Source organism: Psychrobacter sp. UBA3480 (assembly GCF_002377945.1).
In the GTDB taxonomy this organism is placed as follows: domain Bacteria; phylum Pseudomonadota; class Gammaproteobacteria; order Pseudomonadales; family Moraxellaceae; genus Psychrobacter.
In genome coordinates this window covers 531,632-548,151 of sequence record NZ_DFQV01000020.1, presented here as the reverse complement: position 1 = coordinate 548,151, position 16,520 = coordinate 531,632, and the positions used below count along the sequence as shown (strand labels likewise).

Genomic DNA, 16,520 nt, shown 5'->3' with positions numbered 1-16,520 from the left:
CTTATATGCAGTATCAAACGTTACCGCAACTCGATGAAAAAGTATCTAAAATCTGTCTAGGCACGATGACATGGGGACAGCAAAATACTGAGTCCGAAGCACATGAGCAAATGGACATGGCACTCAGTGAAGGTGTGAACTTTTGGGATACCGCCGAGATGTATCCGTCACCACCAGATAAAGACAAACAGGGTGATACCGAGCGCTTTATGGGAACTTGGTTTAACAAGACCAAACAGCGTGACAAAGTCATTCTCGCTAGCAAAATATCGCCAATGAACTTTTTGCGTGATGGACAAACGCGCTTTAACGCCGAGCACATTAGCAGCGCTATTGACGGGAATTTGGAACGTTTACAAACAGACTATATCGATATCTATCAGCTGCATTGGCCTGAACGTCAAGCGAACTTCTTTGGTCAGCGCGGCTATGATGAAGAGATGGCAGCACAGTCATTAGATGATTTAACGCCATTTTTAGAGACTATTCAGGCCTTAAATGATGAAATCAAAAAAGGTCGTATTCGTGCTTATGGTTTATCGAATGATACCGCGTGGGGACTGATGCGCTATCTATGGGAAGCAGATAAGAATGGCCTAATTCCGCCACTTACCGTGCAAAACCCATATAGCTTATTGAACCGCTTATATGAGGTTGGTATGGCTGAGATAGCTCATCGTGAAAACGTGGGTCTACTTGCGTATTCACCGCTTGGTTTTGGTGTGTTGTCTGGTAAATATCTTGATGGTAAACGTCCTACTGGCGCACGTCTGACTATGTATGATCGTTTCGGTCGTTATGTGAATGAGCAAGCCAAATCAGCCACTGAACAATATGCCAAGATAGCTGCTGATGCAGGTTTGGACATGGCGCAGATGTCATTAGCTTTTGTAAACTCTCGTCACTTTGTCACCAGTAACATCATTGGGGCAACGACGACCGAGCAACTCAAATCAAACATCGACAGTGTCAATGTGGAGCTAACAGCAGATGTGTTAGAAGCGATTGAAGCGGTGCATACACAGCAGCCTAATCCATCGCCATAGTTGGTCTTTTATAGAGACTGGATGTTAATAGAGCCTACTGAATAAATAATACTAAGTTCGCTCTATTAAAAATTCCATAAAAAAAGGCGCAAATCGTTTCGATTTGCGCCCTTTTATTGACTGGCTGAGATTAGCTACACTAGCTCAACTCTAATTAGCTCAACTCTAATTAGCTCAACTGTAAATAATCAGTCTTCAACTGGTGCGCTAAGGACTCTTGAATGTAGATCTGCTAGCCCTTCATTCATGCGTGCTTGCAATAAATTGGTCAGTTCACTCTTGTTACGACCTTCTGGATCTATAGGCGCAAGTGGCAACACATAAGCGGTCACGTTTTTGCTATCGAGCACTTTTTTCATACTTTCTTTCATCGTCAGCTTGCCATAGTATGGCAATGCGTCGCTTAGTGTGCCGTCTTTATTGACATAAGCAATGATGATCGGTCTGATAGGCACATCAGCATCAATGGCTGCTTGCAGCAATGTTCCATGAATGCGTTTTACTTTTTTACCACTAGTGGTCGTCGCCTCAGGGAAGAAAATAATCGAAAAACCTTTGGCTAAAAAGTCAGCAATCTGCGCCGATACTGAGCTTGCATCACCGGAGCCGCGCTCAATGAAAAGCGTCCCTGCAGCATGAGCAAGTTTGCCAAATACAGGCCATTCACCGATCTCAGCCTTGGATAAAAAGAACGCTGGGCTCACAGTACCAACGACAGGAATATCCATCCATGACACGTGATTCGATACCCATAAGCCATGGAACTGCTCTACAGGTTCCACTTCTACTACTTTAACCCCAAAAGAGCCTGCCATCTTGCGGCAGAATGTCTGGATATAACGTGGTAGGGTTTCGCGTGGTGGTTGCTTAAATGCACCGATACGCTTTGCCGCGCGTATGCCGCCGACCATGGTCGTGGTCATACCAGCAACCTGTCTACCTCGGCTCAACTGTCGTCTGAGTGAAAAGCTTGATTTAGCTTGGCTCATCTTCGCCCTCATGATTAAATAACGGGTGTTTAATAGTCAAAAAACGAGCCCAGTATAACAAAGTTCTCACACTCAGTGATAGCTTGTTCACTCAGTGAGTGCCGACTTTTATACAAACGGGTAATAAAGCAGATTTATAAAAAATTATCCGCAGCAAACGCTGTAACATAAAACCATCGCTAATTATGCTAATACGCTTTAATATCAAGTGATAAGACCATATATAGATAATCATATGAACGCTACGTCAAAGCTTCTTGAGCTGATTATAGCGAGACATTTACTTTATTAAATAGGTGATACTCTTTGGATTATTTTGAAAGACATGAAGGTGGCGAACGCGCCATTTTAGTACATTTAGACATCCGCCAAATTCAAGATCCTGACGATCTTAGTGAATTTGAGCTGTTGGCTGATTCAGCAGGTGCCGATCGTTTGGCGCTAGTCACTGGATCACGCTCGCGCCCTGACGCCAAATACTTCGTTGGTAGCGGAAAAGCAGAAGAAATCGCAGAACTAGTGCGTGAACACGAAGCAGACATCGTACTGTTTAACCACAGCCTGTCGCCATCACAAGAGCGTAATATCGAAGCGCTAGTGAAGTGCCGCGTGTTGGATCGTACTGGTTTGATTTTGGATATTTTTGCGCAGCGTGCCCGTACCTACGAAGGTAAGCTGCAAGTAGAGCTGGCTCAGCTTAATCATCTATCAACACGTCTGGTACGTGGTTGGACGCATTTGGAACGTCAAAAAGGTGGTATTGGTCTGCGTGGACCTGGTGAGACTCAGCTTGAGACCGATCGCCGTCTACTACAGACTCGCGTCAATCAGCTAAAGAGCAAACTAGAAAAAGTCCGTCAGACCCGTGCGCAAGGTCGCGCCCGTAGACAGAAATCTGATGTGCCGACCATCTCACTGGTCGGCTACACCAATGCGGGCAAATCTACTTTGTTCAACCGTTTGGTCGATGAGAACATCTATGCTGCTGACAAGCTATTTGCGACGCTAGACCCTACTCTACGCCGTTTAGACTGGCAGGGAGTTGGTCGTGTCGTCTTGGTCGATACGGTTGGTTTTGTTCGTCATCTGCCGCATGAGCTGGTTGAGTCTTTTCATGCAACCCTAGAGGAAACGCTAGAAGCAGACTTGTTATTGCACGTCATTGACTCCTCTAGCGAAGATATGCACGAGCAGATTCAGGCGGTCAAAGAAGTATTGGCAGAAATCGATAACGATGTACCTGTGCTCAATGTCTATAACAAGATTGATTTGACTGATGAGCCTGCACATATCGGCTATGCTAGCGAAGGTCAGCCAAACCGCGTCTATGTTTCTTCTAGACAGAACCTAGGCATGGAAGAGCTAACGCTTGCCGTACAGCAACTGTTGACAGGTAAACTGACGACGTTTGATTTAACCTTGCCGTATGATGCTGGACAGTTCAAAAACACTCTATATGAATTGGGTGTTATTGAAGAAGAAAGCTATGACGATACAGGTCGTGAATGTCTGACGATTCGTTTGCCAAGTGACCGCTTAAGACAGCTACTCGGTCAAGCCAACTTAAAACCTATCGATGTATTGCCGCTGGCACAAGCAACACTACTGATGCCGGTACTAGAAGAGTTTGAAAAAGTTGATGACGTTGAAGAGCCAACCATGACAGAGGCTGAAGAAAAGGCGTTTGACGAGTTTGATGCATTACACTCAGAAACAGCTGATTCAGAAAAATAATAGTCGTTTCTGTAGAATAATAACTACTGTTAAAGTGAGTCATTTGCGGCAGTAATCAAATGAACGTTTGATTCATACTGTTAGACCATAGACCCTTATATAGTACGTTAAAATAGAATAGACGATATCCATTGATATCGTCTATTTTTTTTGGATATGACCAGTCACGGTGCATAGGCTTTATTAGTTGCCCCACTCTCTATATAATCGCCTGTTATACATTCAACAAATATTGATAGATAGCGTTAATCTCTCGAAAGTGAATCATTGCTACCATCAGTATGCATAGCATCATTTTCTACGTTGTGTTCTTGGTGTGATCACATACTTTGTTTGGTACACCATCCATTTATATCTGACTTGGCCAGAATTGCTTATGAAGCCTGCTCACTCTCCCCATCTCCCACTATGGCTTGCGTTAATTCTAACGTTGACCATGGTCATCGTTGTTCGAGAAACGGCGGTTGTTCTCTGTCAAATGGCAGGCATCGAAAAAGCGGCCAATATTGTCGGTTTGGTTGCGATGTTTGTCATTTTGATGGCGTGGCGACTGCTCAAGGGGTTACCGAGCTGGCTCACACAGGCCAGTAATACATTGCTAGTCGATAGTGGTTTTGCCTTCTTACCAGTTTCTGCTGGTGCAGGCTTGTTGCTATTTGCTCTAGGAGATGAGCTATTGGGTGTGATGATAACGATGATCGTTAGTACGCTCATACCGCTGTGGGGACTAGCATTATTGGCCAATCGTTGGCTCAATCACGCTGCAAACACTGATAGTACGACTACCACTGAGCAAAAGGGACAGCCGTGAGCTGCGGAGAAATATTATGACTTTTGACAGCGTATTTATGGCAACCCTAGCCGCAATATTATTGACATTAGCAGCACACGTAATTGCACGTGTATTGGCACGTAAATTATCATGGCTACCGATGGTCATTACCGCACTTGTCCTAGTGCTTGTTTTCCTATTTGTACTGCAGTGGGATTACAACAACTATTACAGCGCGGCAAAACCTGTATTTGACCATTTATTGGGATACGTGACAGTACTCTTAGCTGTGCCATTGGCGGCGATGAACTTTAAAGGCTTACCAGTCAAAAAGCTCACTTTAATTGTCGCTATTGCTAGTGTCGTTGGCGCATTATTGCCTATGTCACTGGCCTATTTATTTTCGCTCAGTCATGAGACCCTATTGGCCTTCACTACCCGTTCTGTGACTACACCGATTGGCCTGAGTATCGCAGATTTAATCAAAGCACCATTGGCAATGGCTAACCTAATTATCATCGTCTCAGGTCTGATAGGTGGTACGGTCGCGCGATTTTTGTTCCGCGGTATCAATGATGACCGTGCTAAAGGTCTAGCACTGGGGCTAGCGGCTCACGCGTTTGGTACTGTAGAAGCATGGCAAATCAGTCATACAGCAGGACGTTATGCAGCATTTGGCTTGGCAGTGAACGGGTTAGTTACCGCGGTTTGGGTGCCTATCTTTATCAGCGCTATTGGTATCTAGTCATCATTAAAACCCTACCTAAACTATTCTTATATTTTTAAAAATTTAACCATTAATAGGCTTATTTACTGTTGATTTCAGATTAAAGATTACCTCGACTATTCAAATGTCATTATTATTTCTTAAAAAATTGAGACACTTTATTTATATGAATTCATAAGGGCAAAAAGCCCACTGCAAATGCCTCATTAAGTAACTTAGAAAAGTTAGTATATTGATTTATCTAAGATTATTTAACAATGAAAATCTGATTTTACAACTTAGTTTGTCAATCTGATGCGTCAAAAAGTTATTATATGTTATAGTAAGCAACTATTATTTTTTGTATCTATTGCAAGTGGTTCCTTATTGAAAGTGATAATTGCTAAGCTGCTGTCCTCACAGTGAGCTAAATAATTCTGCAAAACCAGTAACCGCTTAAGCGCCTAAATCAATGCATATATAGGCAAAACAATTTGCTGTTATTCGATAAAAAGTGATTTTACTATGATAAATACGGCTACTTTAATGACTCGCTGCTTATCTCCCCTTTTACTAAGTGCCATTGCTCTTTCGACCTTTTCTGTCGCTGCCAATGCAGGCAATATGTATATCTACAAAGACAAAGGTGGACAAGTACTGTTGACCAACGTCAATCCTAGTGGAAATTTTGATAAGTTTACGAAGAAAGTGAAAGTAACTTATTATAAAGACTCTAAGATGTATGACGGAAGTAGCGATAGCTATGGTAGCAGTGCCGCTAGCAATAGCGGAAGTCGCAACTCTTACGACAGCTACATTCGTGCGTCCGCTGAGCGCAATGGTGTTGACCCTGCCCTTATGAAAGCGATGATGCATACTGAATCCGCTTTTAATCCAAACGCACGCTCACCAGTGGGGGCGCAAGGGCTTATGCAGTTGATGCCAGCGACTGCGCGCCGCTTCAATGTCAGCAATCCTTGGAACCCTGCAGATAATATCGAAGGATCAGCTAAGTATATCGCTTGGCTCATGCGTCGCTTCAATAATAATGTCGAACATGCTGTCGCAGGCTACAATGCGGGCGAAGGCAATGTCGATAAATACGGTGGCATTCCTCCGTTCAAAGAAACACGCAACTATGTTCAAAGAGTGATGAGCCGTTATCATAGCTTGTATAAGAACGATGCAGGACTGTTTGGTGCGAGTATCAGTGCTAACAATCAAACCAGTAGCACCAGTACAAGTAATGGCTTACAAAATGTCAGTTATGGCACTAGCAGCAATGTGAATAGTGCCAGCTATGCCAACTCAGCCTATGCTGCTTTACGCTAAGCCAGTTATCTAAAAGTCAGACATAAAAAAGCCCATTAACGAATTAATGGGCTTTTTTATGTTTGGACGCTTTATATCGTGATGCTTTATATCGTGATGCATTAAGAGTGATAAAGCCAAACTGTGAGCCACAATTAAGTACTCACAGCCTATTCCAACACTATTTGATACTTACTTGTTAGCGGCCTGAGTTGCAGCAACTTCAGCAGCGAAGTCTTCTTGCTTCTTCTCGATGCCTTCACCAACTTCTAGACGTTTGAAGCCAAGTACTTTTACGCCTTCAGCTTTTAGGACTTCACCAACTTTTTTGTCGTTGTCCATAACGTATGGCTGACGTAGTAAAGTTACTTCGTCTAGGTACTTACGTAGGCCACCTTCGATCATTTTTTCAACGATATTATCAGGCTTGCCAGACTCACGAGCTTTCGCTTCGATGATGTCTTTTTCGCGTGCCAATACGTCAGCAGCAACATCTTCATCATCTACAGCAACAGGGTTGAATGCAGCGATATGCATAGCAAGGTTTTTACCAGTGTCAGCGTCGCCACCTTCAAAAGATACAACTACACCGATGCGCAGACCATGACGGTATGCAGCGATGTTAGCGCCTTCAAGAGTTTCAACACGGCGAATCTGGATGTTTTCACCGATTTTCTGTACTAGTGATACACGTGCTTCTTCAACAGTCTGACCTTCGCCATAAGACAATTCAGAGATAGCAGCAACGTCAGTTACGTTGTTTTCTAATGCAAGGTTAGCAACTTTTTCTGCAAATGCAGTGAAGCTGTCATCTTTTGCAACGAAATCAGTCTGGCAGTTAACTTCTAACAAGAATGCTTTGTTTTCGCCTTGAGCGATGATGATAGCGCCGTCAGCTGCGATGTTACCCGCTTTTTTAGCTGCTTTAGCTTGACCAGATTTACGTAGGTTATCAATGGCAACTTCAACATCACCGTTTGATTCTTCTAACGCTTTTTTACATTCCATCATGCCAAGACCAGTACGGTCACGCAATTCTTTTACCATTTTGGCAGATACTTTTACTTCTGTCATAAGAGTCACCTTAGTATAGTTATGTATAGGAGTGCTGTATTTCTATTCGATATCTTGGTATTACTTAAAATCTAACAGATAGCTCGTTTTGAACGATTACTAATATAGCCATCAATGATGTCAAACAAATAACATCTGTACAATATAGCGATATGACCAGTAGGAGCGATAATACTCGCCCAATAGCTGCTCGCTTATACGCATAGCATTATTAATAAGGCTTTATTCAATAACAAGGCATGACGAGTAAAACTACATCATGCCTATTATGAGCTTATACGCTGTTCAAAACATTATATGGATGCTGATAGATACACTATCAAGACATCCTTACAAAGTTAAACTTTTTAAGTCAGCTACTTATTCTGCTGGAGTTGCAGCAGCTTCTTCTGCAGCTGGCGCTTCTTCAGTTGCAGCAGGTGCTTGCTCAGCTTTACCACCAGCTTGAGTTTGTGCGTATTCTTTACCAGCGATGATAGCATCAGCCATAGAAGTTACGTACAAAGTCACAGCACGGATAGCATCATCGTTAGCTGGGATGATGTAATCAACGTTATCTGGGCTAGAGTTAGTATCAACGATACCGATAACTGGGATACCCAAGTTTTTGGCTTCTTTGATAGCGATAGCTTCGTGATCTACGTCTACTACGAAGATAGCGTCAGGTAGGCCGCCCATGTCTTTGATACCACCTAGTGAACGCTCAAGTTTTTCCATATCGCGAGTACGCTCTAGCGCTTCACGCTTAGTTAGCTTAGCGAAAGTACCGTCTTCTGCTTGCTTTTCTAGCTCTTTTAGACGGTTTATTGACTGGCGTAGAGTTTTCCAGTTAGTCAACATACCACCTAACCAGCGATGGTCAACGTATGGCATACCAGCGCGAGCTGCTTGCTCACGTACGATACCGCTTGCAGCGCGTTTAGTACCAACAAATAATACTTTGTTTTTCTTAGCAGCTAGGCCGTTTACGTAAGTCAACGCTTCGTTGAACGCTTTTACGGTGTGCTCTAAGTTGATGATATGGATTTTGTTACGTGCGCCAAAGATGTATGGACCCATTTTTGGGTTCCAAAAACGTGTTTGGTGACCAAAGTGAGCGCCTGCTTGTAGTAAGTCGCGCATTTCGATTTTGGTTGGATTCTTTGTAGCCATGAGAATATATCCTATTGGTTGGGTTATGCCTCCACATCACAAAAACAGCCTATTTAGCGACACGCATCTGCTACCGGTTAGTTTTCATTAGTAAAGCACTAACAGATCACAAATTAATCAAGTCGCCAAACACCCAGCAATTTTTTGCCATGATGTGTGTGTCATTGGTTGGTTTAAAAAAAGAAGCTATCGCTAGATTGAAGCAAATGCTCAAATCTAAACTATAAAGTGAATTATAAAAAATAGCTGCGCTGTATTTTATCACATAACGTCTTGGAATCTCCAGCAGTTTGTGTGTAGCGTATCAATAAGATAAAAACAAAATATGGCGATAATAAAACAAAAAAAAGCGACACATTTGCATCGCTTTTTTCATGATTGTCTTTTTAATCGCTATTTTTCAAGCAGGGTTACTGCCGTCACTCTTTTATAGTTATCACTCGTTTACAGAGTGATTGACTATAGCTTATGCAATGCAAATACCAATGACCGCCTTGTAACCACGCCACGTAAATGGTGTGATGTAACTTTGACGATCTTTAGGCAAATAAGACACGCTTGGCGCACTCTCTACAATGTGCGGCGGAGAGATAATAAACTCTGAACCAAATTCTGTCCGAGCGTTACCTGAGATTGTATTGGCCATTTCACCCAACAAATCTTTCATCATGGTGATTGAAGAGTCAGGCTCGCCCATCACTTTGATGACTTCTCGCAACATCACGCTTGGTGCACTGACATAGACGCAGCCCTCTAAAGGCCCTGATATCTTAATGACACCGCTATAATCAAAGCCAATCGCACTTTTGTTGTTGTTCAAGTAAGGGGTATCAATTGACACTTCCGAGCCATCGATTTGCGCAAAAAACGCATTGATCGAGCTTAGAAATACACCCAATTTTTCTACTTTAACCATAATATATTAATATCCATCTGTATTACGTGGCAGCATTAATCTTGCAAACAAACCACAATCTCGCCTACTTGAGAATGCCAAGTGATGGGGATGATAAAAGAACGCTCATCGTTCGGCAACACAATACTTTGTGGCGCACCTTTGAACACAAATGGTACAGAGATATGAAACTCTGAGCCAAACTCTTTACGTGCATTGCCTGCGATGGTATTAGCCACTTCCCCAGCCAGATCTACATAGTTCTCTTCACTTTTATCGGTTTCGCCCATGCTGTCTAATATTGAAGACAGCAATTCACGCGTCGCCGAAAAATATACCACGCCTTTTTGGCCACCAGATATACCAATCACGCCCGTATAATCGTGGACTTTTGGCTGTTTGTTTTCTAGTAAGTAAGGAGTATCGGCAATAAGCTCTTCTCCCCCAAACTGGTCAAAATAATTACTAATAATACTTAAAAAAATCTGTAGCTTTTGCTCTTTCATAATGACATCTGCTTTGGTCGATGAATGGTATTAGTCTTGCATCAGCTCATACAAAGACTCTACAAGCTCCTCTTCTGAAAAAGGCTTGCACAAAAATCCGCTAGCACCTAGCGACAGTGCTTCGATACCGGTGGCTTTGTCCGATAACGCTGATACCACTAAAATGCGTACTTCAGGATCAATCGCGATGATTTTTTCAATACATTCTAGCCCATCCATTTGTGGCATGGTTAGATCCATAGTGATCACATCAGGACGATGGACATTGAACTTTTCGATGGCTTGAACACCGCTAGTCGCTGTCGCAACCAACATGAACTTTCCTGAATCGTATGCGCGCTGAATACGGTTTCTAATAATATTTGAATCATCAACAATCATTAACTTATGCATAACTTATCTACTACCTTTAATGAAGTGCTTGTCGTCCCTGACAATATAATTACTATTTTGATTAAGCTTTAGGTAAAGTAATGACAAACCGTGTCATCTGACCCAGATCGCTATTTACGTTAAGCTTGCCATCATACTCTTTTACTTTTGCTTTAATGATATCAAGTCCAACACCGCGGCCACCATCTTCATCTGAGTGCTCTTTGGTAGAGAATCCAGAAGAGAACAGCTGTTTGAGCAAGTCACCTTTGCTAAGCTGAGTTGCCTCTTCCGTACTGAAACGACCTTCTTGAATCAGTTTATTACGGATGCTGTCGTAGTTGATACCTTGTCCGTCGTCTTGAACAACCAGCATAAAGTTTGAACCGTTGTCTTGCACTTCCAAATCAATGGTCCCAACGTCAGTTTTGCCAGTAGCATGACGCACACTTGGCGACTCGATACCATGGACTACCGCATTACGCAGCAACTGAATACTGATTTCTTTGATTGGCTTTGCCAGATTTGCCGGAATGCTGGTTTGGGTTAGCGTCGTACTTTTTAGCTGTACTTGCTTGCCCTGTCTTGCAGCAATTTCTTTTGTAAATTCATTATAAAAAGACAATAAATCGTCATCTGCTTCATTGTCTAAGTCGATATCTAGCCCACCATCGAAGTCAGCATTGCCAGCTGTATGGTCTGCTACTGGATTTTGAGTAGCGACTGGTGCTTGTACGGTTGACGACTTAGCTGCTGTCGGTGCTGAGCGGTTGATACGCTCACCCAACGTCGCAATCGTGTTCGATAAGCTGAGTAAGTCATCCAAATGTACTGCCAATGGTAAGAAGTCATTACCAGACAACTGACCTTGGTTTTGCAATGCATGCAACTTGTCTTCAGCATCAGAAGCAATCTTCGTAAAGCTGTGTAGTTTTAGTGCTGATGCTTCACCTTTTAAGCTGTGCATTTCACGATAAATAGCTTTCAATTTACCTTCAAGCTCATATTGTGAGCTACCAGGATTTTTCAAGATGTTATTCATCTTCTCGATATGCGCTTGGGTATTACCAATAAACTCATTAATAATCTTTGGATTTACATTCAAGATAGTCGTTAACATCTCAATCTGCATATCGTTTTGCGAACGCTCTTTTTCTAGGCGCTGTTCTAAGTAGACTGCATCTGATACATCATTCACGTTGACCAAGATACGGGCAATGTCTTTATTGTCATAAACACGTGAGAATTTAAAATCTAAGAAGCGGTTATCAAGATTTTTGTCTTCAGACAAATTATGCAGCATGACTTTATTTAATGGATTAAGTGAATCTACCAGCTTTTCTTTAACGCGAGGGTTATAGAGCTGCTCAATGAATTGCTGTGTGGTCTTGAGGTCTTTATCAGAAATACGACCGCGCAAGACATTGGTAAAGTTTTCCCCTGCTAAGCTATCAGAGCCGATGATATTGTTCAACGCTCGAGAATGCTGTTGACCAATATTCAAGTCCTTATCAAGTAGGAAAAGACCCGTGTTTACTGTTTCCATAATTTCTTGCGTTTCTTGGCGAGCGGCAAGTGCTTCAGCATCCGTCTCACGTAGACGACGTACAAAGAAGAATACGAAGATTAGGAAGTAGGTAAAGATAGCGGCAACACCAAGTACCTGAATAAGACGAATGGTAGTTGCTTGACGTTCTGCACTATTAAATACATCTTTTGTCAGACTATCTAAAGAATCGTTAATAAACAAACTTGATGTTTTAGCCTGCTCAACGGCCTGCGTCAATTCATCAGCAGAAGGCACCATAACGTTATCAGCATCTTTTAAGTATGCTTGAATTTTGGGCTCTAGCGCTTTCCATTGCTCATTGGCAGCGGCGATGTTGGTTTGTGCGTTGCTATCAATTTTTGGTAAATCGTAACTATTACCTTCTTCATCTGTGATCGTGCCACCTTGCTCAATCGCTGCAATAGAGTTGGTAATCAACGTTGTGTTTTGCTCTAAACGACTTAATGCTCGTTGTATGTGTGGAGACTTAGTATCCTCACCATAACTGCTGTCCAAGTCGAAAAGATCTTTAATTACCGCCTGTGCACTGTTTGCCACTTGGTTGGTTTGGTCAATTAAAGCGGTGTTTCTTTCTAATAAGTTTGAGGTATAAAACGTGAACGCTAGCAAAGCACCGATTAGAGATAAAAATAGTGCAATTGAAATAATCAGACCTTGATAGCGCTTATTGTCGACATTAGGTACGGTTGCCATCTTCAGAATTCCTTAGTTCACTTGCTTAGTATTAGTATCAGAATCACTTTCTTCAGCAGTCTCTGCTGCGCCCAACCAACGATTCTCAATCTCTTTAAACGTTCCTTTTTGTTTGAGCTTTGCAATACCTTCATCCACTTTACGAATTAAGTCATTATTGCCTTTCGCCATCAGAATAACCTGCTGGGCTGATGGATTGTCTTCACCCTCATAAGAGACGATAGTGACGTCATACTCTGGATGGTTTTTTGCCGTAAACTGTAAAATAGGTAAGTCATGCAGAATGACATCGACCTTGTCCTGCATCAAATCTTCAAATAATAGATAAGCTGTGCTTCGAGTCGTCATTTGGCTATATTTACCCATCGCTCTGAGCTGATCATCTTGCTTTGAGCCTTCCATTGCCGCAACATGCATGCCTTGCAAATCATCTAAGCGATTTATTTTTAGGTCAGCATTTTTGTACATGACTGCAGATGGATTAAAGAAATAAGGAGTAGAAAGGCCATATTTTACAGCGCGGTCATCTTTGTAAGAGATACCTGAGATTGCTAGATCACGTCCACCAGACTCTACTGTGTCAAACATGTTCTGCCAAGTTTCCTTGTAGAACTCGACTTTGAAGCCTTGTTCTTCACCGATAGCACGGATTGAATCAATATCAATACCTTGCATATTCCCATAATCATCTTGAAACGAGAACGGTGGCATCGTACCTGTTGTGGCCACCTTTATGGTTGGCGCCGAAGCAGGCAGCTTGCTCACAAAGCTATCTGTGTTTTCCGTTACTGTTGCGCTTGCATTTTCTTGAGTAGAAGAGTTGCCACAGCCAAATAGGCCAACACTCAATAGAATTGGTAACGCTCGATATAACTGCATCATAATCTATCCTTGAAACCTAACGTTGTTTTACATCTTAGTGAATGACAATCTAGCAATGTTAAGTAATGTCTATACATATTTGCTTACAGAAAGTTACGTTAGATAATACTTGTCTAATTTTATGATTGCAATAATTATGTTTGGTCATTATCTACGATTAGTTATATATAGCAAAGTATGCATATACTTTTGAACAACATATACTCGTTTATAATCAATCAATTCCATCATATAAAACGCCTATAAAATTTAATTTGGCTTTGAATAAAAATATATAGATTGCACAAAAAAGCACTCATACGCTGTGAACGTATGAGTGCTTTTTAAAATACCGCTAACTTACAATAGAGATGCTTTTACTCTGCATCATCCAAATTGAGATTACGATCAATTTTCCAAATCAGGAAGGAACCGAGACTCATTAGTGAAAACAGAGCAATACCAACCTTGAGGACTGGATTGACTGGAAACAGGTTCAATAACAAACCACCAAAGATACCGACTGAAAACATTAGCGAGCCTTGTAGTGCGCTTGCCATACCAGCACGGCGTTTCTGAAAAGCGAGCGCAATTGCAGAAGCATTGGGCTGGGTCAGACCCAGTCCTGCGATACAAAAGAAAATACAAGCCAACACCAGCGGCAACCAAGCATCTGTCCCTAAAAGTAAGCCAACCACAAATAGCACGCCCGCAGAGATAACCTGCATAATTGCTCCAAATCGCAAAATACTTAGTATTCGAAAGCGATTGGTAAGCCATTGGTTCAACTGAGTTAAACCGACAAAACCCGCCGCATTCATTCCAAATAACCAACCAAAATGTGTCGCTGAGACGCCATAAGTATCCATGATTAGCTCTGAAGCGGAGCTGATATAGACAAACATTGCTCCCATTAACAATCCGCCACCAATTGCTGGGTAATTAAAAGTCGGATCTTTTAACAAATCCCAATATTGACTGAGCACTTCTCTTGCAGGGCGTACATTGCGATTTTCTTCAGTCAAAGTTTCAAAAAAGAAAAACTTAGTAAGTAGCAAGTTTAGAGCGCCAAATGCAGCTAAGAACCAAAAGATAGAGTGCCAATCAAAAAACTGTAAGAATAGCGCGCCAAGCGATGGTGCCAATATGGGTGCTAAGCCCATCACTAAAATCATGATGGAAAAAGCTTTCGCCGTTTGTTTGGCAGTGAGGCGATCTCGAATTGCGGCACGAGTAACTACTGCACCGACACATGCGCCCAATGCTTGTAAAGTACGGCCTGCAAACAGTACGTACTCATTATCAGTGGTCGCACAAAGAATAGAAGCGATAACGTATAACGTCATACCTATATATAAGGGTTTGACACGGCCGACACGGTCACTGAAGGGTCCGTAAAATAGCTGCCCAAATACCAAACCTAAAAAGTATGCAGGGACAGAGTTGGCCATAAAGGCCGTTGAAACACCGAAATCATCGGCCATCGATGGCAGCGCTGGCAGATACATATCAATGGATAATGGCCCTACCGCAACCATCAGCCCAAGCATCATAATCCATGCAACAGGCAAATCAGCAGAGCGCACTCGCTCAGAAGCGATAGGTTTGTTTGGAAGGGAGGGTTTTGAAGCAGACATATTTAGACCGTTTTATATAGTGGCTATTATTTTTAATATTTTATTTTTCGACGTTTAATTGCTTGTACGTGTTCTTAGGTAGGCTTTCATCATTTTACTGGCTTATCCAGTAATCAAAATAGATACCTTTCACAACAATAGTGCATCTTTACCCACATCGGTGCAAGCAGACAATGCTATATCGTGCTATCTGCTTGCATTTCAATGGCTATAAGATATTGGCGAAACGACCGCTAACAATTAAAAATCGTCAAAATAATTAATCAAAATATGTCTGGTTTTCTTAGGTAGCAATTTCTTTTATCAGAATGAATCAAACGAAAATAACACTAGAAAATTTACTGATAGCAAAAATTTAGCGGAATTGACGTTTGCCAAATAAGGTGCTGGCCTGCTTTGCTTTTCTGAGGGCAAGCTTACGATTACGACCAAGCATCATTTTAAGCTGCCATGCTTTTTCTTTATATAAAGTCTTAGCAGGCTGATCGTACATCGCATTTATCACACGTTTACTTGCTAGCACCGCATCAGGAGAGCGCTCTGCAAACTCGGCAGCAAGCTTTTGTGCTTGTTCAAGAGGCACTTCACTACAATGGCTAATCAAGCCTAACTCTTTGCCTTCATTAGCATCGATGATACGGGCGCTCATGGCGAGCTCTTTTAGAGTATCTTCTCGTAGGACCCCAAATGCTGACTGGGTCAGTCCCATGTCTGGCACTAACCCCCATTTAGCTTCCATAATAGATAGTTGACAGTCAGGGTGACTGACACGTACGTCACAAGCCAATGCCAACTGTAGTCCAGCGCCGATACAATACCCTTCCAATACCGCTATGACAGGTACTGGCAGATCACGCCATACCAAGCATACTCGTTGGAACGCACTTTGCCATGGTTTAATCAATTCCCAAAGCGCAAATGCTGTGTTCTTTGGATGATTTAAGTCTCCTAAATCAATACCTGCACAAAACGTCCCCTCTGCCCCCTTTAGAATGACCGCGCGCATGGTTCTGTCCTTGCTAATGCGACCTGCCAGCTTAATCAGCTCATTGATTACCTGAAAACTCATGGCATTTTTTTTATGTGGACGATTTAAGGTAACCGTCAGTATGTTGTCTGTAATACTAACTTGTAAGGTCTCATACTGGTAACTTGCAATCGCGTTCATAACAATCCTTATTAATGAATAAAATAAATCTGGT

15 protein-coding genes are annotated in these 16,520 nt (G+C 42.2%); 5 read left to right on the top strand and 10 right to left on the bottom strand.

The features are described from left to right. Positions 1-5: 5 nt before the first annotated feature. Positions 6-1,046, top strand: a complete 1,041-nt coding sequence (locus B2863_RS09580; protein ID WP_201568509.1) for an aldo/keto reductase — start codon at positions 6-8, stop codon at positions 1,044-1,046. Between the two features lie 188 nt (positions 1,047-1,234). Here the strand turns inward: B2863_RS09580 and B2863_RS09575 are convergent, their stop codons facing one another. After that, on the bottom strand, positions 1,235-2,035 hold the full coding sequence (locus B2863_RS09575) for a lysophospholipid acyltransferase family protein (RefSeq protein WP_201568507.1): 801 nt from the start codon (positions 2,033-2,035) through the stop codon (positions 1,235-1,237). Between the two features lie 306 nt (positions 2,036-2,341). Between B2863_RS09575 and hflX the strand changes: the two genes are divergently transcribed. The 4 genes from hflX to B2863_RS09555 all read left to right on the top strand — a co-directional run bounded on the left by hflX (position 2,342) and on the right by B2863_RS09555 (position 6,579). Next, the gene (gene hflX, locus B2863_RS09570; RefSeq protein WP_057758442.1) at positions 2,342-3,769 is read left to right on the top strand and encodes a ribosome rescue GTPase HflX; all 1,428 of its coding nucleotides are present in this window, start codon (positions 2,342-2,344) and stop codon (positions 3,767-3,769) included. A 376-nt stretch (positions 3,770-4,145) separates the two neighbouring features. Then, entirely contained in the window at positions 4,146-4,580 is a 435-nt protein-coding gene (locus tag B2863_RS09565; RefSeq protein WP_057758440.1) for a hypothetical protein, read from the top strand. A 16-nt stretch (positions 4,581-4,596) separates the two neighbouring features. Beyond that, positions 4,597-5,286 (top strand): LrgB family protein, encoded by a 690-nt coding sequence (locus tag B2863_RS09560; RefSeq protein WP_296209722.1) that lies wholly within the window; start codon positions 4,597-4,599, stop codon positions 5,284-5,286. A gap of 486 nt (positions 5,287-5,772) precedes the next feature. Next, the gene (locus B2863_RS09555; protein ID WP_201571512.1) at positions 5,773-6,579 is read left to right on the top strand and encodes a lytic transglycosylase domain-containing protein; all 807 of its coding nucleotides are present in this window, start codon (positions 5,773-5,775) and stop codon (positions 6,577-6,579) included. A 171-nt stretch (positions 6,580-6,750) separates the two neighbouring features. On the opposite strand, the gene tsf is transcribed toward B2863_RS09555, so the two are convergent. From tsf to B2863_RS09510, 9 genes are all read right to left on the bottom strand, one after another. Further along, positions 6,751-7,632, bottom strand: a complete 882-nt coding sequence (gene tsf, locus B2863_RS09550) for a translation elongation factor Ts (protein WP_057758434.1) — start codon at positions 7,630-7,632, stop codon at positions 6,751-6,753. 360 nt (positions 7,633-7,992) lie between these two features. Continuing rightward, complete coding sequence (gene rpsB / locus B2863_RS09545; RefSeq protein ID WP_057758431.1) at positions 7,993-8,784, bottom strand: 30S ribosomal protein S2; 792 nt, start codon at positions 8,782-8,784, stop codon at positions 7,993-7,995. Positions 8,785-9,250: 466 nt separating this feature from the next. Beyond that, the gene (locus tag B2863_RS09540) at positions 9,251-9,700 is read right to left on the bottom strand and encodes a chemotaxis protein CheX (RefSeq protein ID WP_057758429.1); all 450 of its coding nucleotides are present in this window, start codon (positions 9,698-9,700) and stop codon (positions 9,251-9,253) included. Positions 9,701-9,735: 35 nt separating this feature from the next. Beyond that, positions 9,736-10,185 carry a chemotaxis protein CheX gene (locus B2863_RS09535; protein WP_201607363.1) on the bottom strand — a complete coding sequence of 150 codons (450 nt, stop codon included), beginning with the start codon at positions 10,183-10,185 and terminating at the stop codon, positions 9,736-9,738. A 30-nt stretch (positions 10,186-10,215) separates the two neighbouring features. After that, positions 10,216-10,578 carry a response regulator gene (locus B2863_RS09530; protein WP_057758425.1) on the bottom strand — a complete coding sequence of 121 codons (363 nt, stop codon included), beginning with the start codon at positions 10,576-10,578 and terminating at the stop codon, positions 10,216-10,218. Between the two features lie 61 nt (positions 10,579-10,639). After that, positions 10,640-12,820, bottom strand: a complete 2,181-nt coding sequence (locus B2863_RS09525) for an ATP-binding protein (protein ID WP_296209711.1) — start codon at positions 12,818-12,820, stop codon at positions 10,640-10,642. Between the two features lie 12 nt (positions 12,821-12,832). Further along, complete coding sequence (locus B2863_RS09520) at positions 12,833-13,702, bottom strand: substrate-binding periplasmic protein (RefSeq protein ID WP_296209709.1); 870 nt, start codon at positions 13,700-13,702, stop codon at positions 12,833-12,835. A 356-nt stretch (positions 13,703-14,058) separates the two neighbouring features. Beyond that, positions 14,059-15,318, bottom strand: coding sequence for a multidrug effflux MFS transporter (locus B2863_RS09515; protein WP_296209707.1), 1,260 nt, complete (start codon positions 15,316-15,318; stop codon positions 14,059-14,061). A 355-nt stretch (positions 15,319-15,673) separates the two neighbouring features. Then, positions 15,674-16,486 (bottom strand): crotonase/enoyl-CoA hydratase family protein, encoded by an 813-nt coding sequence (locus B2863_RS09510; protein ID WP_296209704.1) that lies wholly within the window; start codon positions 16,484-16,486, stop codon positions 15,674-15,676. Positions 16,487-16,520: the final 34 nt, after the last annotated feature.

What these genes read in the sequence shown, in the direction of transcription:
- B2863_RS09530 (WP_057758425.1), bottom strand. Translation starts at nt 10,578, where the DNA reads ATGCATAAGTTAATGATTGTTGATGATTCAAATATTATTAGAAACCGT.
- B2863_RS09525 (WP_296209711.1), bottom strand. Translation starts at nt 12,820, where the DNA reads ATGGCAACCGTACCTAATGTCGACAATAAGCGCTATCAAGGTCTGATT.
- B2863_RS09510 (WP_296209704.1), bottom strand. Translation starts at nt 16,486, where the DNA reads ATGAACGCGATTGCAAGTTACCAGTATGAGACCTTACAAGTTAGTATT.
- B2863_RS09555 (WP_201571512.1), top strand. Translation starts at nt 5,773, where the DNA reads ATGATAAATACGGCTACTTTAATGACTCGCTGCTTATCTCCCCTTTTA.
- B2863_RS09520 (WP_296209709.1), bottom strand. Translation starts at nt 13,702, where the DNA reads ATGATGCAGTTATATCGAGCGTTACCAATTCTATTGAGTGTTGGCCTA.
- B2863_RS09540 (WP_057758429.1), bottom strand. Translation starts at nt 9,700, where the DNA reads ATGGTTAAAGTAGAAAAATTGGGTGTATTTCTAAGCTCGATCAATGCG.
- B2863_RS09560 (WP_296209722.1), top strand. Translation starts at nt 4,597, where the DNA reads ATGACTTTTGACAGCGTATTTATGGCAACCCTAGCCGCAATATTATTG.
- B2863_RS09575 (WP_201568507.1), bottom strand. Translation starts at nt 2,035, where the DNA reads ATGAGCCAAGCTAAATCAAGCTTTTCACTCAGACGACAGTTGAGCCGA.
- B2863_RS09565 (WP_057758440.1), top strand. Translation starts at nt 4,146, where the DNA reads ATGAAGCCTGCTCACTCTCCCCATCTCCCACTATGGCTTGCGTTAATT.
- rpsB (WP_057758431.1), bottom strand. Translation starts at nt 8,784, where the DNA reads ATGGCTACAAAGAATCCAACCAAAATCGAAATGCGCGACTTACTACAA.
- B2863_RS09580 (WP_201568509.1), top strand. Translation starts at nt 6, where the DNA reads ATGCAGTATCAAACGTTACCGCAACTCGATGAAAAAGTATCTAAAATC.
- B2863_RS09515 (WP_296209707.1), bottom strand. Translation starts at nt 15,318, where the DNA reads ATGTCTGCTTCAAAACCCTCCCTTCCAAACAAACCTATCGCTTCTGAG.
- B2863_RS09535 (WP_201607363.1), bottom strand. Translation starts at nt 10,185, where the DNA reads ATGAAAGAGCAAAAGCTACAGATTTTTTTAAGTATTATTAGTAATTAT.
- tsf (WP_057758434.1), bottom strand. Translation starts at nt 7,632, where the DNA reads ATGACAGAAGTAAAAGTATCTGCCAAAATGGTAAAAGAATTGCGTGAC.